The organism is Kitasatospora sp. NPDC048662, from assembly GCF_055587065.1.
In genome coordinates this window covers 63,717-79,324 of sequence record NZ_JBVJHA010000013.1, presented here as the reverse complement: position 1 = coordinate 79,324, position 15,608 = coordinate 63,717, and the positions used below count along the sequence as shown (strand labels likewise).

21 protein-coding genes and 1 pseudogene are annotated in these 15,608 nt (G+C 72.6%); 12 read left to right on the top strand and 10 right to left on the bottom strand.

Features of this window, described 5'->3' with window-relative positions; all coding sequences use genetic code 11:
- From ACZ6R9_RS28075 to ACZ6R9_RS28065, 3 genes are all read left to right on the top strand, one after another.
- Complete coding sequence (locus ACZ6R9_RS28075) at positions 1-528, top strand: alpha/beta hydrolase family protein (protein ID WP_465541111.1); 528 nt, start codon at positions 1-3, stop codon at positions 526-528.
- Between the two features lie 173 nt (positions 529-701).
- Positions 702-2,078, top strand: a complete 1,377-nt coding sequence (locus ACZ6R9_RS28070; RefSeq protein ID WP_465541109.1) for an ATP-grasp domain-containing protein — start codon at positions 702-704, stop codon at positions 2,076-2,078.
- Positions 2,072-2,668, top strand: a complete 597-nt coding sequence (locus tag ACZ6R9_RS28065) for a GNAT family N-acetyltransferase (RefSeq protein ID WP_465541107.1) — start codon at positions 2,072-2,074, stop codon at positions 2,666-2,668. Before ACZ6R9_RS28070 ends, ACZ6R9_RS28065 begins: the two co-directional genes overlap by 7 nt.
- 97 nt (positions 2,669-2,765) lie before the next feature.
- On the opposite strand, the gene ACZ6R9_RS28060 is transcribed toward ACZ6R9_RS28065, so the two are convergent.
- From ACZ6R9_RS28060 to ACZ6R9_RS28050, 3 genes are all read right to left on the bottom strand, one after another.
- Positions 2,766-3,644, bottom strand: a complete 879-nt coding sequence (locus ACZ6R9_RS28060; protein ID WP_465541105.1) for an aminoglycoside phosphotransferase family protein — start codon at positions 3,642-3,644, stop codon at positions 2,766-2,768.
- A gap of 34 nt (positions 3,645-3,678) precedes the next feature.
- The gene (locus tag ACZ6R9_RS28055) at positions 3,679-4,320 is read right to left on the bottom strand and encodes an HNH endonuclease family protein (protein ID WP_465541103.1); all 642 of its coding nucleotides are present in this window, start codon (positions 4,318-4,320) and stop codon (positions 3,679-3,681) included.
- A gap of 209 nt (positions 4,321-4,529) precedes the next feature.
- Positions 4,530-5,024, bottom strand: coding sequence for an Lrp/AsnC family transcriptional regulator (locus ACZ6R9_RS28050; RefSeq protein WP_465541101.1), 495 nt, complete (start codon positions 5,022-5,024; stop codon positions 4,530-4,532).
- A 105-nt stretch (positions 5,025-5,129) separates the two neighbouring features.
- Between ACZ6R9_RS28050 and ACZ6R9_RS28045 the strand changes: the two genes are divergently transcribed.
- From ACZ6R9_RS28045 to ACZ6R9_RS28025, 5 genes are all read left to right on the top strand, one after another.
- A complete protein-coding gene (locus tag ACZ6R9_RS28045; RefSeq protein ID WP_380478415.1) occupies positions 5,130-6,425 on the top strand; it encodes an APC family permease in 1,296 nt (431 codons plus the stop codon).
- 153 nt (positions 6,426-6,578) lie between these two features.
- Positions 6,579-7,532 carry an aldo/keto reductase gene (locus ACZ6R9_RS28040; RefSeq protein WP_465541099.1) on the top strand — a complete coding sequence of 318 codons (954 nt, stop codon included), beginning with the start codon at positions 6,579-6,581 and terminating at the stop codon, positions 7,530-7,532.
- A gap of 388 nt (positions 7,533-7,920) precedes the next feature.
- Entirely contained in the window at positions 7,921-8,163 is a 243-nt protein-coding gene (locus tag ACZ6R9_RS28035; RefSeq protein WP_465541097.1) for a hypothetical protein, read from the top strand.
- Complete coding sequence (locus tag ACZ6R9_RS28030) at positions 8,160-8,546, top strand: hypothetical protein (RefSeq protein WP_380478421.1); 387 nt, start codon at positions 8,160-8,162, stop codon at positions 8,544-8,546. Before ACZ6R9_RS28035 ends, ACZ6R9_RS28030 begins: the two co-directional genes overlap by 4 nt.
- Before the next feature lie 240 nt (positions 8,547-8,786).
- Positions 8,787-9,401: a hypothetical protein gene (locus ACZ6R9_RS28025; protein WP_465541094.1), complete on the top strand. Its 615-nt coding sequence runs from the start codon at positions 8,787-8,789 to the stop codon at positions 9,399-9,401.
- Between the two features lie 621 nt (positions 9,402-10,022).
- On the opposite strand, the gene ACZ6R9_RS28020 is transcribed toward ACZ6R9_RS28025, so the two are convergent.
- The 3 genes from ACZ6R9_RS28020 to ACZ6R9_RS28010 form a co-directional block, all read right to left on the bottom strand.
- Positions 10,023-10,370, bottom strand: a complete 348-nt coding sequence (locus ACZ6R9_RS28020) for a hypothetical protein (protein WP_465541092.1) — start codon at positions 10,368-10,370, stop codon at positions 10,023-10,025.
- A 139-nt stretch (positions 10,371-10,509) separates the two neighbouring features.
- Positions 10,510-10,761, bottom strand: a complete 252-nt coding sequence (locus ACZ6R9_RS28015) for a hypothetical protein (RefSeq protein WP_465541090.1) — start codon at positions 10,759-10,761, stop codon at positions 10,510-10,512.
- Positions 10,736-11,422 (bottom strand): hypothetical protein, encoded by a 687-nt coding sequence (locus ACZ6R9_RS28010; protein ID WP_380478423.1) that lies wholly within the window; start codon positions 11,420-11,422, stop codon positions 10,736-10,738. Before ACZ6R9_RS28010 ends, ACZ6R9_RS28015 begins: the two co-directional genes overlap by 26 nt.
- Positions 11,423-11,531: 109 nt before the next feature.
- Here ACZ6R9_RS28010 and ACZ6R9_RS28005 point away from each other — a divergent pair, with 109 nt between their 5' ends.
- The 3 genes from ACZ6R9_RS28005 to ACZ6R9_RS27995 all read left to right on the top strand — a co-directional run bounded on the left by ACZ6R9_RS28005 (position 11,532) and on the right by ACZ6R9_RS27995 (position 12,837).
- On the top strand, positions 11,532-11,966 hold the full coding sequence (locus ACZ6R9_RS28005) for an Hsp20/alpha crystallin family protein (protein WP_465541088.1): 435 nt from the start codon (positions 11,532-11,534) through the stop codon (positions 11,964-11,966).
- Between the two features lie 130 nt (positions 11,967-12,096).
- On the top strand, positions 12,097-12,390 hold the full coding sequence (locus ACZ6R9_RS28000; protein WP_465541086.1) for an STAS domain-containing protein: 294 nt from the start codon (positions 12,097-12,099) through the stop codon (positions 12,388-12,390).
- Positions 12,391-12,432: 42 nt separating this feature from the next.
- A complete protein-coding gene (locus ACZ6R9_RS27995; protein ID WP_380478428.1) occupies positions 12,433-12,837 on the top strand; it encodes a DUF2267 domain-containing protein in 405 nt (134 codons plus the stop codon).
- Positions 12,838-12,879: 42 nt separating this feature from the next.
- Here ACZ6R9_RS27995 and ACZ6R9_RS27990 read toward each other — a convergent pair whose 3' ends face one another.
- On the bottom strand, positions 12,880-13,710 hold the full coding sequence (locus tag ACZ6R9_RS27990) for an oxidoreductase (RefSeq protein ID WP_380478430.1): 831 nt from the start codon (positions 13,708-13,710) through the stop codon (positions 12,880-12,882).
- A gap of 93 nt (positions 13,711-13,803) precedes the next feature.
- On the opposite strand from ACZ6R9_RS27990, the gene ACZ6R9_RS27985 reads away from it, so the two are divergent.
- On the top strand, positions 13,804-14,412 hold the full coding sequence (locus ACZ6R9_RS27985; protein ID WP_465541083.1) for a TetR family transcriptional regulator: 609 nt from the start codon (positions 13,804-13,806) through the stop codon (positions 14,410-14,412).
- A 7-nt stretch (positions 14,413-14,419) separates the two neighbouring features.
- Here the strand turns inward: ACZ6R9_RS27985 and ACZ6R9_RS27980 are convergent.
- From ACZ6R9_RS27980 to ACZ6R9_RS27970, 3 genes and pseudogenes are all read right to left on the bottom strand, one after another.
- Positions 14,420-14,590: pseudogene (locus ACZ6R9_RS27980) on the bottom strand (methyltransferase); the annotation flags it as partial.
- 80 nt (positions 14,591-14,670) lie between these two features.
- Positions 14,671-15,114 (bottom strand): hypothetical protein, encoded by a 444-nt coding sequence (locus ACZ6R9_RS27975; protein ID WP_465541081.1) that lies wholly within the window; start codon positions 15,112-15,114, stop codon positions 14,671-14,673.
- Positions 15,111-15,560: a MarR family winged helix-turn-helix transcriptional regulator gene (locus ACZ6R9_RS27970; RefSeq protein WP_465541077.1), complete on the bottom strand. Its 450-nt coding sequence runs from the start codon at positions 15,558-15,560 to the stop codon at positions 15,111-15,113. The genes ACZ6R9_RS27975 and ACZ6R9_RS27970 overlap by 4 nt, the downstream gene beginning before the upstream one ends.
- Positions 15,561-15,608: the final 48 nt, after the last annotated feature.

Sequence of the window (15,608 nt, the reverse complement as noted above, 5' to 3'; positions counted from 1 at the left end):
ATGCCGCTCCCCGCACCGCCCGAGCCGACCGCACCGACCGAGCCGCTCACCGCCGAACTGGTGGTGGGCCGGGGCGTCGCCGACCCCGAACGTCTGGGAATCTCCGGCTGGAGCCACGGGGGCTTCCTCGCGGCCTGGGCGGCAGGCCGTTCGGACCGGTTCAAGGCCGCCGTCATGGGTGCGGGCATCAGCGACTGGGGCATGCAGGCCGGGACGGGCGACTGGGGAATCCTCGACGCGGCACTCGGCGGCAGCACCGGCTGGGAGGGCCCGGGACCGCACGTCCACGACCGCAACAGCCCCATCTCCTACGCCTCCCGGATCCGCACCCCGATCCTGATCCTGCACGGCGAGGAGGACACCAACGTCCCGCTGAGCCAGGCGATCCACTTCCACCGCGCCCTGCGCCACGCCGGAGTGGAGCACGAGTTCGTCGTCTACCCCCGCGAGGGCCACGGCCTCGACGAGCGCGCCCACCAACTCGACGCCCTGCGGCGCATCCGTGCCTGGTTCGCCCGCTGGCTGTAGGCCCGGCCCGGGCCTGCGGACCCACCCGTCACCGGCACCACGACCACCGGCCGACGGCCCGTCAACGCCGCGCGCCCCTCGTACGGGTGAGGTCGAGGGCGGCGCGCGCCCCGCACCAGTGGGTTCGTGACGGGGCGGCGCCGGGGCCTCGCGGGGACTCCCATAATCACCTGGTGATCACATCCTGTGACGAAGCGATCGACCGGCTGCGGGCAGTCCCCGGGCTCTCGGTCTGCCCCCGCCCCCTGCTCGCGCTGCCCCTGCTGCGCACCGGGTGCCTGTCCGCCGTGCTCAGTGTCGAGGCCCCGGATGCGGGCTGGGAGGGCGAGTTCGGCGCCGAGTTCCACGCGCTGGAGGCGACCACCGGGCAGCGCGACCACACCGCGATGGGCGCCGGGATCCACGACTTACTCCGTGCGCTCGCACGAAGCGGTGAACGGCCGTGGCTGGGCCGGGAGTTGGCGCTGCTGCCGTACCAGGCGTTCCAGCCGCACTGGCGCACCGCGCTCGCGGAGCTCGGCACCCGGCTGGTGGAGCCCACGCAGTCGGTCTCGCTGGCGGGCCTGCAGGACAAGACCGCGCAGCGGACATGGCTGCGGTCGGTGGGGGCGAACACGCCGCCCGACGCGGTGGTCGGCACCCTCGACCACCAGCAGCTGCGGCGCCGCTTCGGCCGTACCTACGTCGTGCAGGCGCCCCGCGGCTCCGGCGGGAAGGGAACACACCTGATCACCGACGAGGCGGACCTGCTGCCCCTGCACGCGGGGCCCGGGCCGTGGCTGGTGAGCGGGTACGTCGAGGGCCCCCCGGTCAACGTCCACGGCCTGGTCTCGGTGGACGGCACGGTGCGAATCCTGCGCCCGTCCGTCCAGCTGACCCGGGTCGAGGGCGTCGGCGCGGCCTTCGGCGCCTACTCCGGCTGCGACTTCGCGGCACCCGCCCTGCTCCCGCCACGCGCCCTCGCCCGGGCCGTCGAGCAGACCCGGCGGGTCGGCACGGCGCTCGCGGGTCTCGGCTACCGGGGGCTGTTCGGCGCCGATTTCGTCCTCGACGGGCCGGACGACGCGCTGCTGCTCGAAGTCAACTCCCGTATGCAGGGCTCCACTTGGCTGCTGGGTGAGATCGAACTCGCCCAGCACGCGCTGCCCGCCGCGCTGCGCCACGCGCTGGAGCGCCACGGCCACCCCACCGGCGGCGAGCCCGTCCTGGACGCCGCCGACGGCTGTCAGCTGGTGGTCCGGCACACCGGCGGCCCGGTACGGGTGGCCGCCGCGCCGACCGGCGGACTGCACCGGCTCAAGGACGGGCGGCTCCAGCGCTGCGGCGACGGATTCGGCCTGCTGGAGTGCGGGCCCGACGACTGCGTGCTGCTCCAACTCCCGGCCACCGGTACGGTGTTGCAGCCCGACGTACCGATCGCCAGGCTCGTCACCCGCTACTCGCTGACCGGCCCGGACGGGTCCGGGCTCACCCCGCAGGGGCGGCAACTGGTCGAGGCCCTGCACACGGGCTTCGTCCTGGAGCCGGCCCAGGTCGGCGCGCCGTGCTGACCGCACCCTTCCCGCTGTACCTCCGCACGGCGGTCGCGGCCGACCTGGAGCGACTGGCCGACCTGCGTGGCGCCGCCGCCGACTGGATCGCCCGGGTGCACGGCTCGCCGCAGTGGTCGGACCCGTACAACGCCCGGCGCGGCCTGGCCCGGATCGGCCGGGGCGCGACGGTGGTGGCGATACCGGAACCCGACGGCGAGGCGATCGCCACGCTCACCCTCCGGCCGGCGGCCGGCTCCGGGCTGTGGACCGCGGAGGAACGGTCCTGCCCGGCAGGCTACTTGAGCGGCTTCGTGGTGGACCGCCGGTGCGCCGGGCGCAGCGTCGGCACGCGGCTGCTCGACTGGGCGCGGTGGCGGGCCGCCCGCGCGGGCGCCCTGGTGCTGCGGGCGAACGTGTGGAGCGACAACACGTCCCTGCACGCCTACTACCGCGCCCACGGCTGGCACTCGGTGCGCACCGTCGCCGGCAGCCGCAGCGGGAGCCTGTTCGAACTGCCCTTGCGTCCGCCGCCGCCACCTCCGCCGCAGGTCCACGAGCTGGGCGGCCTCCAGGTACTGCAGGGACCGAAGACCGGCCCAACTCCCTGACCAGCCGCGCGAGTCGACTCGGGTGGGAAGCGGGCGCCGACTCGGGGGTGCTGGCGCCTCCTGACAGCGGGGACGCTGAACTCTCCGGCGCCGTCCGCTACTTCAGCACCGCTCGGAGGGTGCGTGCGCCGACGCCGCGCATCAGCGGGTTGTCCGCCGAGTGGGAGAGGAACACCAGGGCCAGCGCGAGCGCCCACCCGCGGGCCCGCTCCCACGTCGCGTCGTCCGCCCGGCCGTAGGCCTGTCGGAGGGCGGCGCGCTGCTGCGGGGCGAACAGCATCCAGGCCACGGACAGGTCGGTCGCGGGGTCGCCGCCGGTGAGGTCGCCGAAGTCGATCACGGCGCTGATCCGGCCGCGGTGGACCAGGATGTTGGCCGGGTGCAGGTCCCCGTGCAGCCACAGCGGCGGCCGGTCCCACCCGGGCGTGGCGGCGGCGGCTTCCCAGATCCGCCGTGCGGTGGTGCGGTCGGCCGGGCCGAGGTGTGCGAGCCCGGCCTGGACGCCCTCGGCGCGCGCGGCCAGTGCGATCCCGCGAAACGCGTTGACAGGTGCTTCCGTTGGGGCCGGGGTGTGCAGCGCGGCGAGAAAGCCGCCGAGCGCCGTCGCGGCCGACCAGGGGTCGTCGGGCTCCGCCTGCGCCGCGATCCGGCCGGGGAGGTACGGCACCACGCTCCACGCCCACGGGTACTCCTCCGTCGGCCGCCCGACCCGCACCGGCGCCGGCACGGGCAGCGGCAGCCGTCCGGCCAACTCCGGTAGCCAGCGCTGCTCGTGGGCCACCAGCCCGGCTGCGGCGGCGCGCCGCGGCAGCCGGACCAGGAACTCCTCGCCGAGCCGGCACACCAGGTTGTCCCAGCCGTTGGCCAGCACCTCGATGGGCAGTCCCGCCAGGTCGGGGTGCTGCGCCTCGAGCAGACGGCGCACCAGCTCGAGGGAGACGGAGACCTCGGCAGCGGGCATGCGGTGGGCTGTCACAGCGAGAACCCTACGAGCAACAGCCGTCGGACGGTCAGCAGCCGGCCAGGAGGTTGGTCAGGGCCGTCTTCTCGGCGGCATCGACAGACAGGTTGTAGGAGTACTTCACCTGCACCCAGGCGCGGACGTAGGTGCAGCGGTAGCCGGTGACGGGCGGCAGCCACTCGGCCGGGTCCTTGTCGCCCTTGGAGCGGTTGGTGCTGGCGCTGACGGCGAGCAGCTGGGGGCGGGTGACGTCGTTGGCGAAGGCCTGGCGCTGGGCGGTGGTCCAGGCGGAGGCCCCGGAGTCCCAGGCCTCGGCGAGCGGGACGATGTGGTCGATGTCCAGGCCGGAGGCCGAGGTTATGGTGACGCCGTCGTAGGGGGACACCCAGGTGCCGGAGGTGGCGGCGCAGCTGGCGTCGGTGACCACGTTGGAGCCGTCGCGCTTGAGGACGGTCTCGCGGGTGTTGCAGGTGCCGGAGATGGTGATCCAGGTGGGGAAGAGGTCGCGGCTGTACCCGGTGCGGTCCTCTGCCTGGACGGTGAGTTGGGCCAGGTAGCCGCGTGCGGTGGCGGCGGAGACCGGGGTGGGCAGCGCGGCTTCGGCGGTGCCGGCGTTGACCGTGAGAACACCGGCGGCGAGGGCCGCGGTGGCGGCGAGGGTGGCGAAGCGGCTGAGGAAACGATTCGTCACGGCGGAGAACTCCTGAACTCGGCGGCAGGGCAGGGGTGCAGTGCCGAGCCAGCGTGCCAGCCCGCGGTCTATGCGGGTAGATCCTCCGTCGTGAAGATTGCATTACCGTCTGATGGCCATACCGGCCGCCAATGTGAAGGTTCATCATCAACGGCCGTGCGGGCGGCCCCTGGCGACCGGGCCGCCGTTCACCGCCCCCGGGCCACCGTTCACCGCCCTCGGGTGGCCGGCCAGCGGTCGAGCGGGAGCGGGCCCCGGGAGCGGATGGTGCGGATCGCGAAGGTGGAGCGGGCGTCGCGGACCGGTCCGATCGCCAGGATCTCGTCCAGCAGCACCAGTTCGTAGGTGGCCAGGTCCGGCACGGCGATCTCGACCAGGAAGTCGGCCTCGCCGGAGACCACGTGGCAGGCGACCACGGAGGGGATCTCGGTCAGCCGCTGCTCGATCTGCCGCGAGGTCTCCCGCGAGTGCTGCTCCACCCGCAGCGAGACGAACACCGTCAGGCCCAACCCGACGCGCTCCCGGTCGAGTTCGGCCCGGTACCCGGCGATCACCCCGTCCGCCTCCAGCGCCTTGGTGCGGCGCAGCGCGGAGGACGGGGAGAGCCGGACGGCCTCGGCGAGATCGACGTTGGGGGTGCGGCCGTGGCGCTGGAGGTGCTCCAGGATGGCACGGTCGATGCGGTCGTACTGCTGGCTCGGCATGATGTGCACCCTAGTCGTCGCCTCGCGGTGGATTCTGCCGTTCCGGGCATCCCGCACGGCGAAATTCGCCAGCGCGTGCCGCGCGATCGGGGCCACAATCGCCGCATGTCCGAGAAGAGCACCGAAGCCCGCTCCTACCTGTCCACGGCCGGCGCGTCCGCGCTGTACATCGGGGCCCTGCTGGGCCCGAGCCTGTTGCTGCTCCCCGCGCTGGCCGCCCGCGCGGCCGGTCCCGCCTCGCTGCTGGTGTGGCTGGCCCTGCTGGTGCTGTCGGGGCTGATAGCCGTGGTGTTCTGCGCGCTGGGCACCCGCATCGGCTCGACCGGCGGTGTCGCCGGGTACACCGCCGCGGGCCTCGGCGAGCGCGCGGGGAGGGCGGCCGCCTGGTGCTTCCTGGCGGGCGTGGTGGCGGGCGCGCCGGTGGTCTGCCTGATCGGCGGCAGTTACGCGGCGGCGGCGATCGGCGCGGGTGAGTCGGCGGCGGTACCGGCCGGGCTGGTGCTGCTCGGCCTGGTGCTGACGGTCCGGCTGGTGGGGGTGCGCACCGGCGCGAAGCTCCAACTGGTGCTGGTGTCCGTCCTGGTGGCCCTGGTGCTGTTCGCGATGCTCGGCTCCGCGCCGTCCGCCAGGGCCGCCAACTGGACGCCGTTCCTGCCGTACGGTTGGGCGGGCGTGGCGCGCGCCGCACCGCCGCTGATGTTCGCCTTCGTCGGCTGGGAGGCCGCGGCCTCGCTGACCACCCGGCTGCGCGACCCGCGCCGGCAGCTGCGCCTGGTGGTGCTGATCGCCTTCGTGGTGACGTCGCTGCTCTGCCTAGGCCTGGGCGCGGCCACCGTTGCGGTGCTCGGCCCCGGCGCGGGCGGCGCCGTCCCGCTGGCGGACCTGATGCGTGCCGCGATCGGCGACGGCGGCCGGATCCTCGCCGTCGGAGCGGCTCTCGTCCTCACCCTCGCCGCCACCAACACCTACCTGACGGGCGCCGCCGAACTCACCGAGGCCCTGCTGCCACCCACCCCCAGCCCCGGCCGGCGCGGCTCGTACGCGGTACTGGCGGTCACCGCACTGACCGGCGGCCCGCTGATCGCCCTGGTCGGCTCGGGCGTCCTGACGACGGACCAGTTGGTGGCCGTGCCGACGGCGCTCTTCCTCTCCGTCTACCTGGCCTGCACGGCCGCCGCGATCCGGGTTCTGGACGGACTGCCCCGGCTGGCGGCGATGGTGTGCTGCCCGGCCGTCCTCGCCCTGGTCCTGGGCACCGGTTGGCCCGTCCTCGCGGTCGTCGCGGTCGCCCTGGCGGCGGCGTTCCTCCCCGGGCGGCGCCCGGCAACGGCTGCCCCGGCCCCGGACCGCCCCGAACTCGCGGAAGGAACAGTGACTTTGGCTTCCCACGAGGGTCGTTGAGCTGACGGCTGGGCCGGCCGGCTGCTAGAATCCCGACCGTCAACTGAGCCTTCTCGGCGCGGATTCCGATCCGCCGGGGAGGCTTTTTTCATGCCCGGATCCGGGCCCGCGCGCCCGACCACCGCTTCCCCACTGCCCAGGGAGACCCCTGCCATGAGCCCACACACCACCACCGCACCCGCACCCGCACCCGCACCCGCACCCGCACCCGCACCCGCACCCGCACCCGCCGGTACCTGGCGGCTCGGCGACCGGACCGTCAACCGCCTCGGCTTCGGCGCGATGCGGCTGACCGGCACCGCGCCGTTCCACGGCGGTGTGCCGCGCGATCGGGAACGATCGATCGGCGTGCTCCGGCGGGCGGTCGAGCTCGGCGTGAACCACATCGACACCGCCGCGTTCTACTTCTCGGCGACGCGCTCCGCCAACGAGTTGATCAACCGGGCGCTGGCGCCCTACCCGGAGGAGCTGGTCATCAGCACCAAGGTCTGGCCGGGCCGCGACCCCTCGGGCGCCTGGTGGTGGGCCGACCCGGCGCAGCTGCGCGGTCAGGTCGAGGAGAACCTGCGTCAACTCGGGCGCGAGCACCTGGATGTGGTGAACCTGCGGGTGCCGCCGAGCCGTCGCACCGGCTCGATCGGCGAGCACTTCGGCGCCCTGGCCGAGCTGCGCGAGGCCGGCCTCGTCCGGCACCTCGGCGTCTCCCACGTCACCGCCGAGCAGCTCGCCGAGGCCCGCGCCATCGCGCCGGTCGTCTGCGTGCAGAACCCCTTCGGGATCGGCGCGTCCGACGAGGACCGGACGATGGTGCGGCTCTGCGGTCAACTCGGCATCGCCTTCGTGCCGTTCTTCACGATCGCCGGCGCCAGGCGCGAGTCGGGTCCGGACGCCCAGGAGCACGGGGCCGTGCGCGAGGTCGCCCGTGCGCGCGGTGCGTCCGTCGCCCAGGTACGGCTGGCCTGGACCTTGCAGCAGGGGCCGCACGTGCTGGCCATCCCGGGCACGGGCGATCCGGATCACCTCACCGAGAACATGGCCTCCGGCGCGCTGCGGCTCTCGTCCGACGAACTCTCACAACTCAACTCGGTGAACTCCGCGTCGAACTGACGGTCCGTCATCGCTCGGACATTCCGCCCGGGGCGGTGGGTGTTTCACCGCCCCGTGGGGTTTGGGCGGTGACGGGTGTCGGACAGGGTGGCGGCGGCCGGAGGATCTTGCCATGGACCCCGCCCCGGGCGCGTTCCCACCGCCCGTCCCCCCTTTCCCGCATCTGCCGTGGCCATCACCGCACCCACATCCGCACCCGCCACCCTGGCACTGCCCGTCCCCCAGCCCCACGCCCCCTCCCACGCCCACTCCGACCCCCGCTCCCCCGTCGCACCCCACCCCGACGCCGAGCCCGACGCCGACCCCGACACCCGCCCCGACTCCGACAGCGGCCGCCCCGGCACCGCACACGCCGACGCCCCGTCAGTCCCCGCCTGCCAAGCCGAAGGTGCCCGCATCCCACGCACCGGCCCCGGTCGTCGTCGCGCCGTCCCCGTCGGCCGTCCAGGCGCGTCCCACCCTCACCCCCTCGACGACGGTCGCCGCGCCACCGCCGGTGGCCGCGCCGGCCGCCCCGGCGGCGATCGAGCCGTCGGTGTGGGCGACCGTGCTGATGCTCACCGTCCTGCTGCCGGCGGCGCTCGCCGCGCTGGCCGGGCAGGCTCTCGCGTTCTCCAGGAGGAACCGATGAATCCCTCTCCGCTGCTCGGTGCGCTGGCCGCGATGACGCTCGCCGTCGGCGCGCTCGCGATGGCCCACCGGCTCCGCCCGAGGACGCCGGAGGGCGAGCCACCACCGGACCCGCACCCCGCGCTGGGCGCGATCGGCTCCGGACTGCTGTCCGGGTTCACCCTGCTGACGGGGTTCCTGATCGCCACCGGCTGGGCCGCGCACAGCACCGGCATCGTCCCGCCGGACGGCCTGTACCTGGCGGACCTGGCGGCGGGCGGCGCGGTGCTGCTGTACCCGTCGCTGGCGGGCCTGCCGTTCACGCCCCGGTACGTGACGGCGGTCTGCCTGTTCGGCCTGCTGGTCGGCTATGTGATGGTGACGGCCGTCCAACTGCGGCCCTGAACACGGGAATCCCGCCCCACCGTGCGGGCCCCGAAGGCAGACTCCACGCACCGCCAACTGCCCTCGCGCCGACCCGCGTTGAAGCTCGCTCCCGCTCCGACCAGCACCCTTCGCTCGCCTTCCGGGCCTTCGGGGCCCACACCGCCCGTCTGCGACTTCCACCGAATCACCATGGGCCGGTGTCGGAGCGGGCGCGTACGGTTGTCCCGGCACGTGCAGCGGCCTGGGGAGGGGCGAGCGATGCGCACTGCGGGGTGGGCGGCCGGGAACGCGGTGCTGGCGGCGCTGATCTGGGCGGCGGTGGTCTTTGCCTTCCGCGGACTGGCGGAGGTCTCCTACCGGGCGAACGCGCAGGTCGCCATGCCCGCGATCGTGATCATCGCCCTGTGGATCGTCCTCGCCGTGTGGTCCTCCTCCCGCAAGGACCCGACAGGCTGGATGATCATGGTCGCCGTCCTGGCCGTCATCATGCTGGTCGCCCACACCCACCTGCTGGACGTCCGGGCGCTGCGCGACCACGGCCTGCTCCAGCACGCCCGGGTCACCGAGGTGACCACGGAGTTCAACGCGGACAACACCTCCTACCCGCGCTACTCCCTGGAAGCCCTGGACGGCCCACCCATCACCAAAACCGTCGCGGGAGGCGTCGGCTCCTCCTACCGGGTCGGCGACACCGTCACCGTCGCCACCGACCCGTCCGGCCGCGTCGGCCCGAGCCTGGGCACCCTCCCGGGCGCCACCGCCGAACGCTGGACGGGCCGGGTCGACACCGCGACGGCCGCCCTGATGATCCTCCCCCTCATCGGCTGGACGGTCGGCCGCACCCGCAAACATCCTTCTCCCCACCGCAGTTGACGCCCCGAAAGCCGGAGCGTCGCAAGTCGCAGCAGATGCGAATACGCGACGGTCTGAACCGGAAGGTCGCTGGGAGCGCTCCTGGTCGTTGGCCTGGAGGATCGTCAGTCGGCGGGTGGCAGGGGAGGAGCGTATCCGTCTGCCGTGCGCTCGCTCTCTCGGGCGATTGAGCTGGGAGACGCCGGGCGGTCACATCGGATGCGAGAAGCTCGCATCCGATGCGATACACGGAGGGTGATGAGACGTGACCAAAGCTCCCTGCCCGCCTGGCTCGGCCAGGCTGCAACTGGTCGAAAGCCTCCCGCTGCTGCGGCCTGAGCAGCAGGTGTTCGAGGCGATGCTGGAGGGCTTGCGCAACCAGCAGTTGGCCCGGAATCTGTCGCCTCGATACATTCAGGCTCACGAGCGGGCAGTCAGGGCCTTGGCCGATCACGCCGACGTGATGCCGTGGGAGTGGACTGCGGCGCACGCGGACGACCGGTTCGCCGACCTGCGGGCCGTGCACGGCTGCGTCCCCCTTGTCGGGTGCAGCATCTCTTATCCCCGTGGTCGTTACCGCGCCCACCGTAGCCGCCATCCACACCCTCCTCACCTGCGGAACTCAGGATGAATGAGGTTTAGTCAGCGTCCTCCAAAGTACTTCTTGACGAGTGCCCTCTTGTCTGCCGGCCCCGCCCCCGTGAAGAGATTACAGTTGGCCTTCACGGCAATAGCCAGGGCCAACTTGTTCCGGGCGTCTTCCGAGTGGCATTCGATGGAAAAGAAATTGCCGGCATCGATTACGATGAATCGATCTCTCTCGTGATGGACCGCGCCAACAGCAGTCAGGCGTGTTCTCTCACGTTGGGCGCCGGGGATAACCAACTCGTCATCAGTCACGACGCACACCTGCCCGTAGCAGTCGCCGTGGACCTGTCCAGGTTGGGATCGGTAGCCGACGATACGCTGCTCATAACGTTGCTCAGACATGGCAATTACACTCTCTTACCGCGCGAGCCGCCCATGCGAACCGTCCTGCAGGGTGGGTCTGGGCCCACTTTCGACGCTAGCCGACCCAATCGGTTCCGCGCGACTTCGCCGCCGCCGACACAGGTTCACTCACGGTTACTCATGCGTGGGACTGCTCGCGAATACACGACACCTGAACATGCGAGCTCACCAGTCGAGCGTCAACATCCTGTACACCGGCGTCCTGCCCCCGGTGGGCGTCGAGCCGGGCGAGGTGGTGGTCGCGGGCGGCGTTGACGGTGCTCGTGGTGGCAGCTACTCGTGCTTCGAGGTCGTCGATCCCGTCCAGGAGGTCCTGCCGACGCCTTTCGGCGACGGCGACAGGGTCAGGCGCGGCGTCGGTCGCTGTCATCGCGGAGCTGGGTGGTGCGGTGGGTGAGGGCGTCGAGGCGGGTGGCGAGGTCGCTCTGGCCGGTGCCGAGATGGGGGCGGATGGCGGCGAGGTGCTCTATGAGGTCGGCGGGGTCGGTGGCGCCGAGGGCTGCGGTCAGGGCGGCCTGGGCGGGGCGGGCGTCGGGGGCGAGTGCGGCCGTGGTGATCTGGGCGGCGAGGACCCGCAGCTCGGCGGCGTTGTCGCGGGCCCAGGCGGTGACCGTCCGGTCGGCGGCCCGCCGGTCGCGGACGGCCTTGACGCGTTCCGCGCCGGTACCGGACCGCGTTGTGCCCTTGGCGGGTTTGAGGCGCAGGTAGCGGTTCTCGGCGGCCTGGCGGCTGGCGACGCCCATGGGCCGGGCGAGGTCGGCCCAGGTGGCACCGGCCTCGCGGGCGGTCTCCACCAGGCCGGCTTCCCAGCCGGCGAGCTGGCCGCGTAGTTCGCGCAGCAGGACGAGTGCGGCCAGGGCCTGCTCGGGGCCTCCGTGCTCGTCAGGGGTGGTCGGGGGCCGGGACGCGGGATTCTGGGCGGTGCGGACGGCATCGTCGATGGCGGCCAGCGCGGCCGCGGCTGCCAGGAACGAGGCGGGCTCGACCGGCGGGGAGGCGTCGGGGGCGGCTCTGCGGGACTTCTCGCTCATGCAGTCACTCTATAGGCGACAACACGACTTGTCATCGGATGGATGACGCGCTAGAAAGGAATCAGGTGAAGCGCACTGGCACCCATTCGATCAGTGGAGGTGTTTCGCGATGCTGCTGCGCACTGACCCGTTCCGCGAGTTGGACCGGCTGACCCAGCAGTTCCTCAACACGACCGGCACATGGTCGCGTCCGACGCCGATGCCGTTGGACGCCTACCGGGCCGGCGACGAGTACGTGATCTGCTTCGACCTGCCGGGAGTTGACCCGGAGGCGATCGACATCGACGTCGAGCGGAACATGGTGACCGTCAAGGCCGAGCGCCGCCCGCGCCAGGAAGGTGAGGACGTGAAGTGGGAGTTGTCCGAGCGCCCGCTCGGCGTGTTCTCCCGCCAGGTCATGCTCTCCGACACCCTCGACCCCGCCGGGATCACCGCCGACTACGACGCCGGGGTGCTGACCCTGAAGATCCCGGTCGCGGAGAAGGCGAAGCCCCGCAAGATCGCGATCAGCCACAGCGGAAGCCGCAAACAGATCCAGGCCTGACGCGTTCCCCGATGCCGTTCCGGCCGCCCGTGATCTCTCCCCCCTCGATCGAAAGGGGCGGCCGGAACACCCCTCGACCGCCGGGCCGGCCTCGCCCGGACCGGCCTACCCGCAGCGACGCGGAAACGCCATGAACGGCGAGAGCAACGAACCCTTCACTGTGCGGTTGACCGGCGAGATCGACCTCGACACCGCACCCTCGCTGGGCCGTGCTCTGGCCACCGCGCTCGAGTCGCACCGGGAGGTGGTACTGGATCTGTCGAAGGTGACGTTCATGGACTGCGCGGGCCTGGGCGCCCTGGTCCGGGCCCGCAACCAGGCCGACCGGTGCGGTGCCCACCTGGTCCTGCGGGGGGCCGGGCGCTGCGTGGTGCGGCTGCTCAGGCTGACGGGTCTGCACCGGCGCCTGGCCGTCGAGCCCTGACTGGCGGCGTGCCGGGCAGGCCGGGACGGAGGGAGAACCGCGATGACGCTTCGATGGGAGGCGTTCCTGGAGGAGGTCCAGGAACGCGGTGAGTACGACACCCCGCAGGAGGCCGAGCGGGTCGCCCGGGTCGTCCTGGCCCTGCTCGGCGCCCACCTGGTCGGTGAGGTGCGGGCCGAACTGGCCGCCCGCCTGCCGGAGATCATGGCCCTGATCCTGCTCAACCCGCTGCAGGCCGCCGAGCCCCTCAGCGCCGAGCGGTTCGTGCGCGCGACCGCGGCCTGGATCGAGGGCGCCACCGAGGCCACGGCCCTGTGGGACATCGGCGCCGTCCTGTCCACGCTGGCCGACGCCGCCGGCGACGACCTCACCGGGCGCGTCCTGCTCCAGCTGCCGCCCGGCTACGCCCTGCTGTTCGGCCGCCCGACCGCAGGCGAACGACCCTGATTCGACAGCACCTTGCGGGCCTCGACGACTTTCCCGGGTGGTTCAGCGCGGTAGGCCGACGGCGCGGGAGATGACGGCGTCGAAGGCACGGTCGGGCAGGAGGCGGCGCAGGGCGATGAGGGGGCGGGCGCCGAAGCCGGTGGCGTAGCGGGTCCTGGGGCGGCGGGCGGTGACGGCCCTTCCGATGGCGTCGGCAATGACGCCGGGCGGGGAGTTGCGCTTCGCGTTGGCTTCGGAGCGCAGGGAGGAGGCCACGGCGGCGGCCTGGGTGGCGTAGGCGCCGTCGGCGGAGGACTTCTTCAGCCTGTCGGCGGCGATGGCGCCCCATTCGGTGGCGATACCGCCGGGCTCGATGACGACGACGTCGATGCCGAAGGGCTTGGCTTCCAGGCGCAGGCAGTCGCTGAGGGCTTCGAGGGCGAATTTGGTGCCGTGGTACCAGCCGCCGAGCGGGGTGTAGATCTTGCCGCCCATCGAGGTGACGTTGACGACGGTGCCGGAGCGCTGGGCGCGCATGTGGGGCAGGACGAGCTGGGTGAGGCGGACCGCGCCGAAGACGTTGACCTCGAACTGGTGGCGGGCCTCGTCCAGGGGCACGTCCTCGAGGGCGCCGTAAGAGCCGTAGCCGGCGATGTTGGCCAGCACGTCGATCCCGCCGGTCTCCGCGATGATCTTGTCGATGCCGGTCCGCATGGAGGCGTCGTCGGTGACGTCCATGGTCAGCGGGCGGATGCCGCGGTCGGCGAGTTCGGCCAGGCGGTCGGCGCGGCGGGCGGCCCCGTAGACGGTGTGGCCGAGCTCGTGGAGCTTCAACGCGGTGGCCTCACCGATGCCGGAGGAGGCACCGGTGACAAGGGCGATCTTGGCGGGCATGACGGGAGTCCTCACACGTAAGATGAACCGTGGTTCACCATCCATCCTGAACCTTGGTTCCCTTCATGCAAGTGGAAGGGCAGGCGAGTCCCCGTGACCCAGGCCAGGGCACCGCGCGCCGACGCGGTGCGCAATCGAAGGAAGATTCTCGCCGCCGCCGGTGAGCAGATCACCCAGCACGGCCCCGAGGTCGGCATGGACGAGATAGCCGCCGCGGCGGGTGTGGCCGTGGGCACCCTGTACCGGCACTTCCTCACCAAGACGGACCTCGTCGCCGCCGTCGTCGCCGAGTACGTCGCCCGTGTCGCCGACGACGCCGAAGCCGTGCTCGCCCGCGTCGCCGACGGAGCCCGGGCCGCGGACGAGCTGACCGCCTTCCTCGGCCGCGTCATCGAAAAGTCCGTAACCGACCGCGCCGTGAAGGCGGCCGCCCGGACGCTGGGCGCGGAGCCGGGCGACCGCGCCGACGAGGACCGCGCCGGCGCCGCCGTCGCCGCACTCATCCGAGCAGGCCAGGCCGACGGCGACATCCACCCGGACGTCACCGTCGGTGACATCTACCTGCTGCTCTCCACCGCCCCCACCGATCAACCACCCGCAGCCCGGGCCCGTTGGCTCGCCCTGGTCGCCCCCGGGCTGACCGCCAGAGCCCGGCCGGCAGATAGCCGCAGGCCGTCGGCGCCGGGGTTGCCGCCTGCGTGAGCCGTGGTCAACCGCCGGCCAGACGCCACAGCGATGTGACCTCCGCAGCGCGGGCAGCGTGGAGGGGGTCGGTGCGGTCCGAAGCCCGCGGATGCTGCGGCCTGGTGTCGATTTTGTCCACCACGTGCAGGCCCGCCGCTTCGATGGCGGTCAGCAACTCGCGACGCGTCCTGAGCCCGCTGCCGATCGCGGCGGGAGAGCCGGCTGCCCCCGCAGGCCGACCGGTCCGTCAGGCAGGGCCGAGGGGCGACCCGCGCTTCAGCCGCCGGCCTGGCGCCAGGGGAACGGAGCGAGGTCCGGTTCGACCCAGCCGGTCCTGGCCGGGTCGCTTGTCAGCGTCGAGGACCGGTAGAAGCGGGTGAGCAAGTTCTTGTCGAGCAGTGTGGGGTGCTGGTCGGCGAAGGCGTCGAAGTCGGCGGTGTCCGACTGCTCGGCATGGTGGCCCACCAGTTCGACCCAGGCCCGGCTGACGGTGGCGTTGTACTTCTGCGGGGCCCCCGCGTCGCGGGCGGTGCGCCGGATGCCGTCGCTGACCAGCTCGACCGCCGCACTGGTGCCGTGGCGTCGGACGGCCAGCCAGGTCAGTTGGATGTGCTGGCGGTGCCCGAAGCGCTCGGCGGTCGCCATCACCTCCCCCAGCAACTCGGCGAACGGCGAGGACTCCCCCTCCGCGCTGTGCGCGCCGTGGTGGTGCGTGGTCATGAGCTCTCCTTGACGAGCGCGTCAAGGACGGCGTGGAAGCCGGCGACCGCTTCGGCGGGCAGGCCGTCCAGTGCGCGGTTCTCGATCTCGGCCAGGGACTGGGTGATGGCGGCGGCCGCCGCGCGCCCGGAGCCGGTCAGCTCGATGAGCACCGAACGGCGGTCGCCGGCGCGGGTGCCGCGGGTGATGTGGCCGCGGCGTTCCAGCCGGTCCAGCACGCTGGTGAGCGTCGTGGGGCGGGTGCCGACCGCGGCCCCCAGCTGGGAGACGGTACGGCCCCGACCGTCGGCGAGGTTGGCCAGCGCGTTGATCTCGGAGGCGGTCAGGTCGAGGTCGACGAGTTCGGTGGCGATCAGGTGCAAGGTGGCGTGGGTCGCGCGTTGCAGGGCCAGCAGCGCGGACCGACCCGGTGATACGGATTCGGACTTCACGGACTCGGACTTCACGGTTTCGGATAGTACGATATCGGAATACTTGGCGGCAAGCCGCTCACG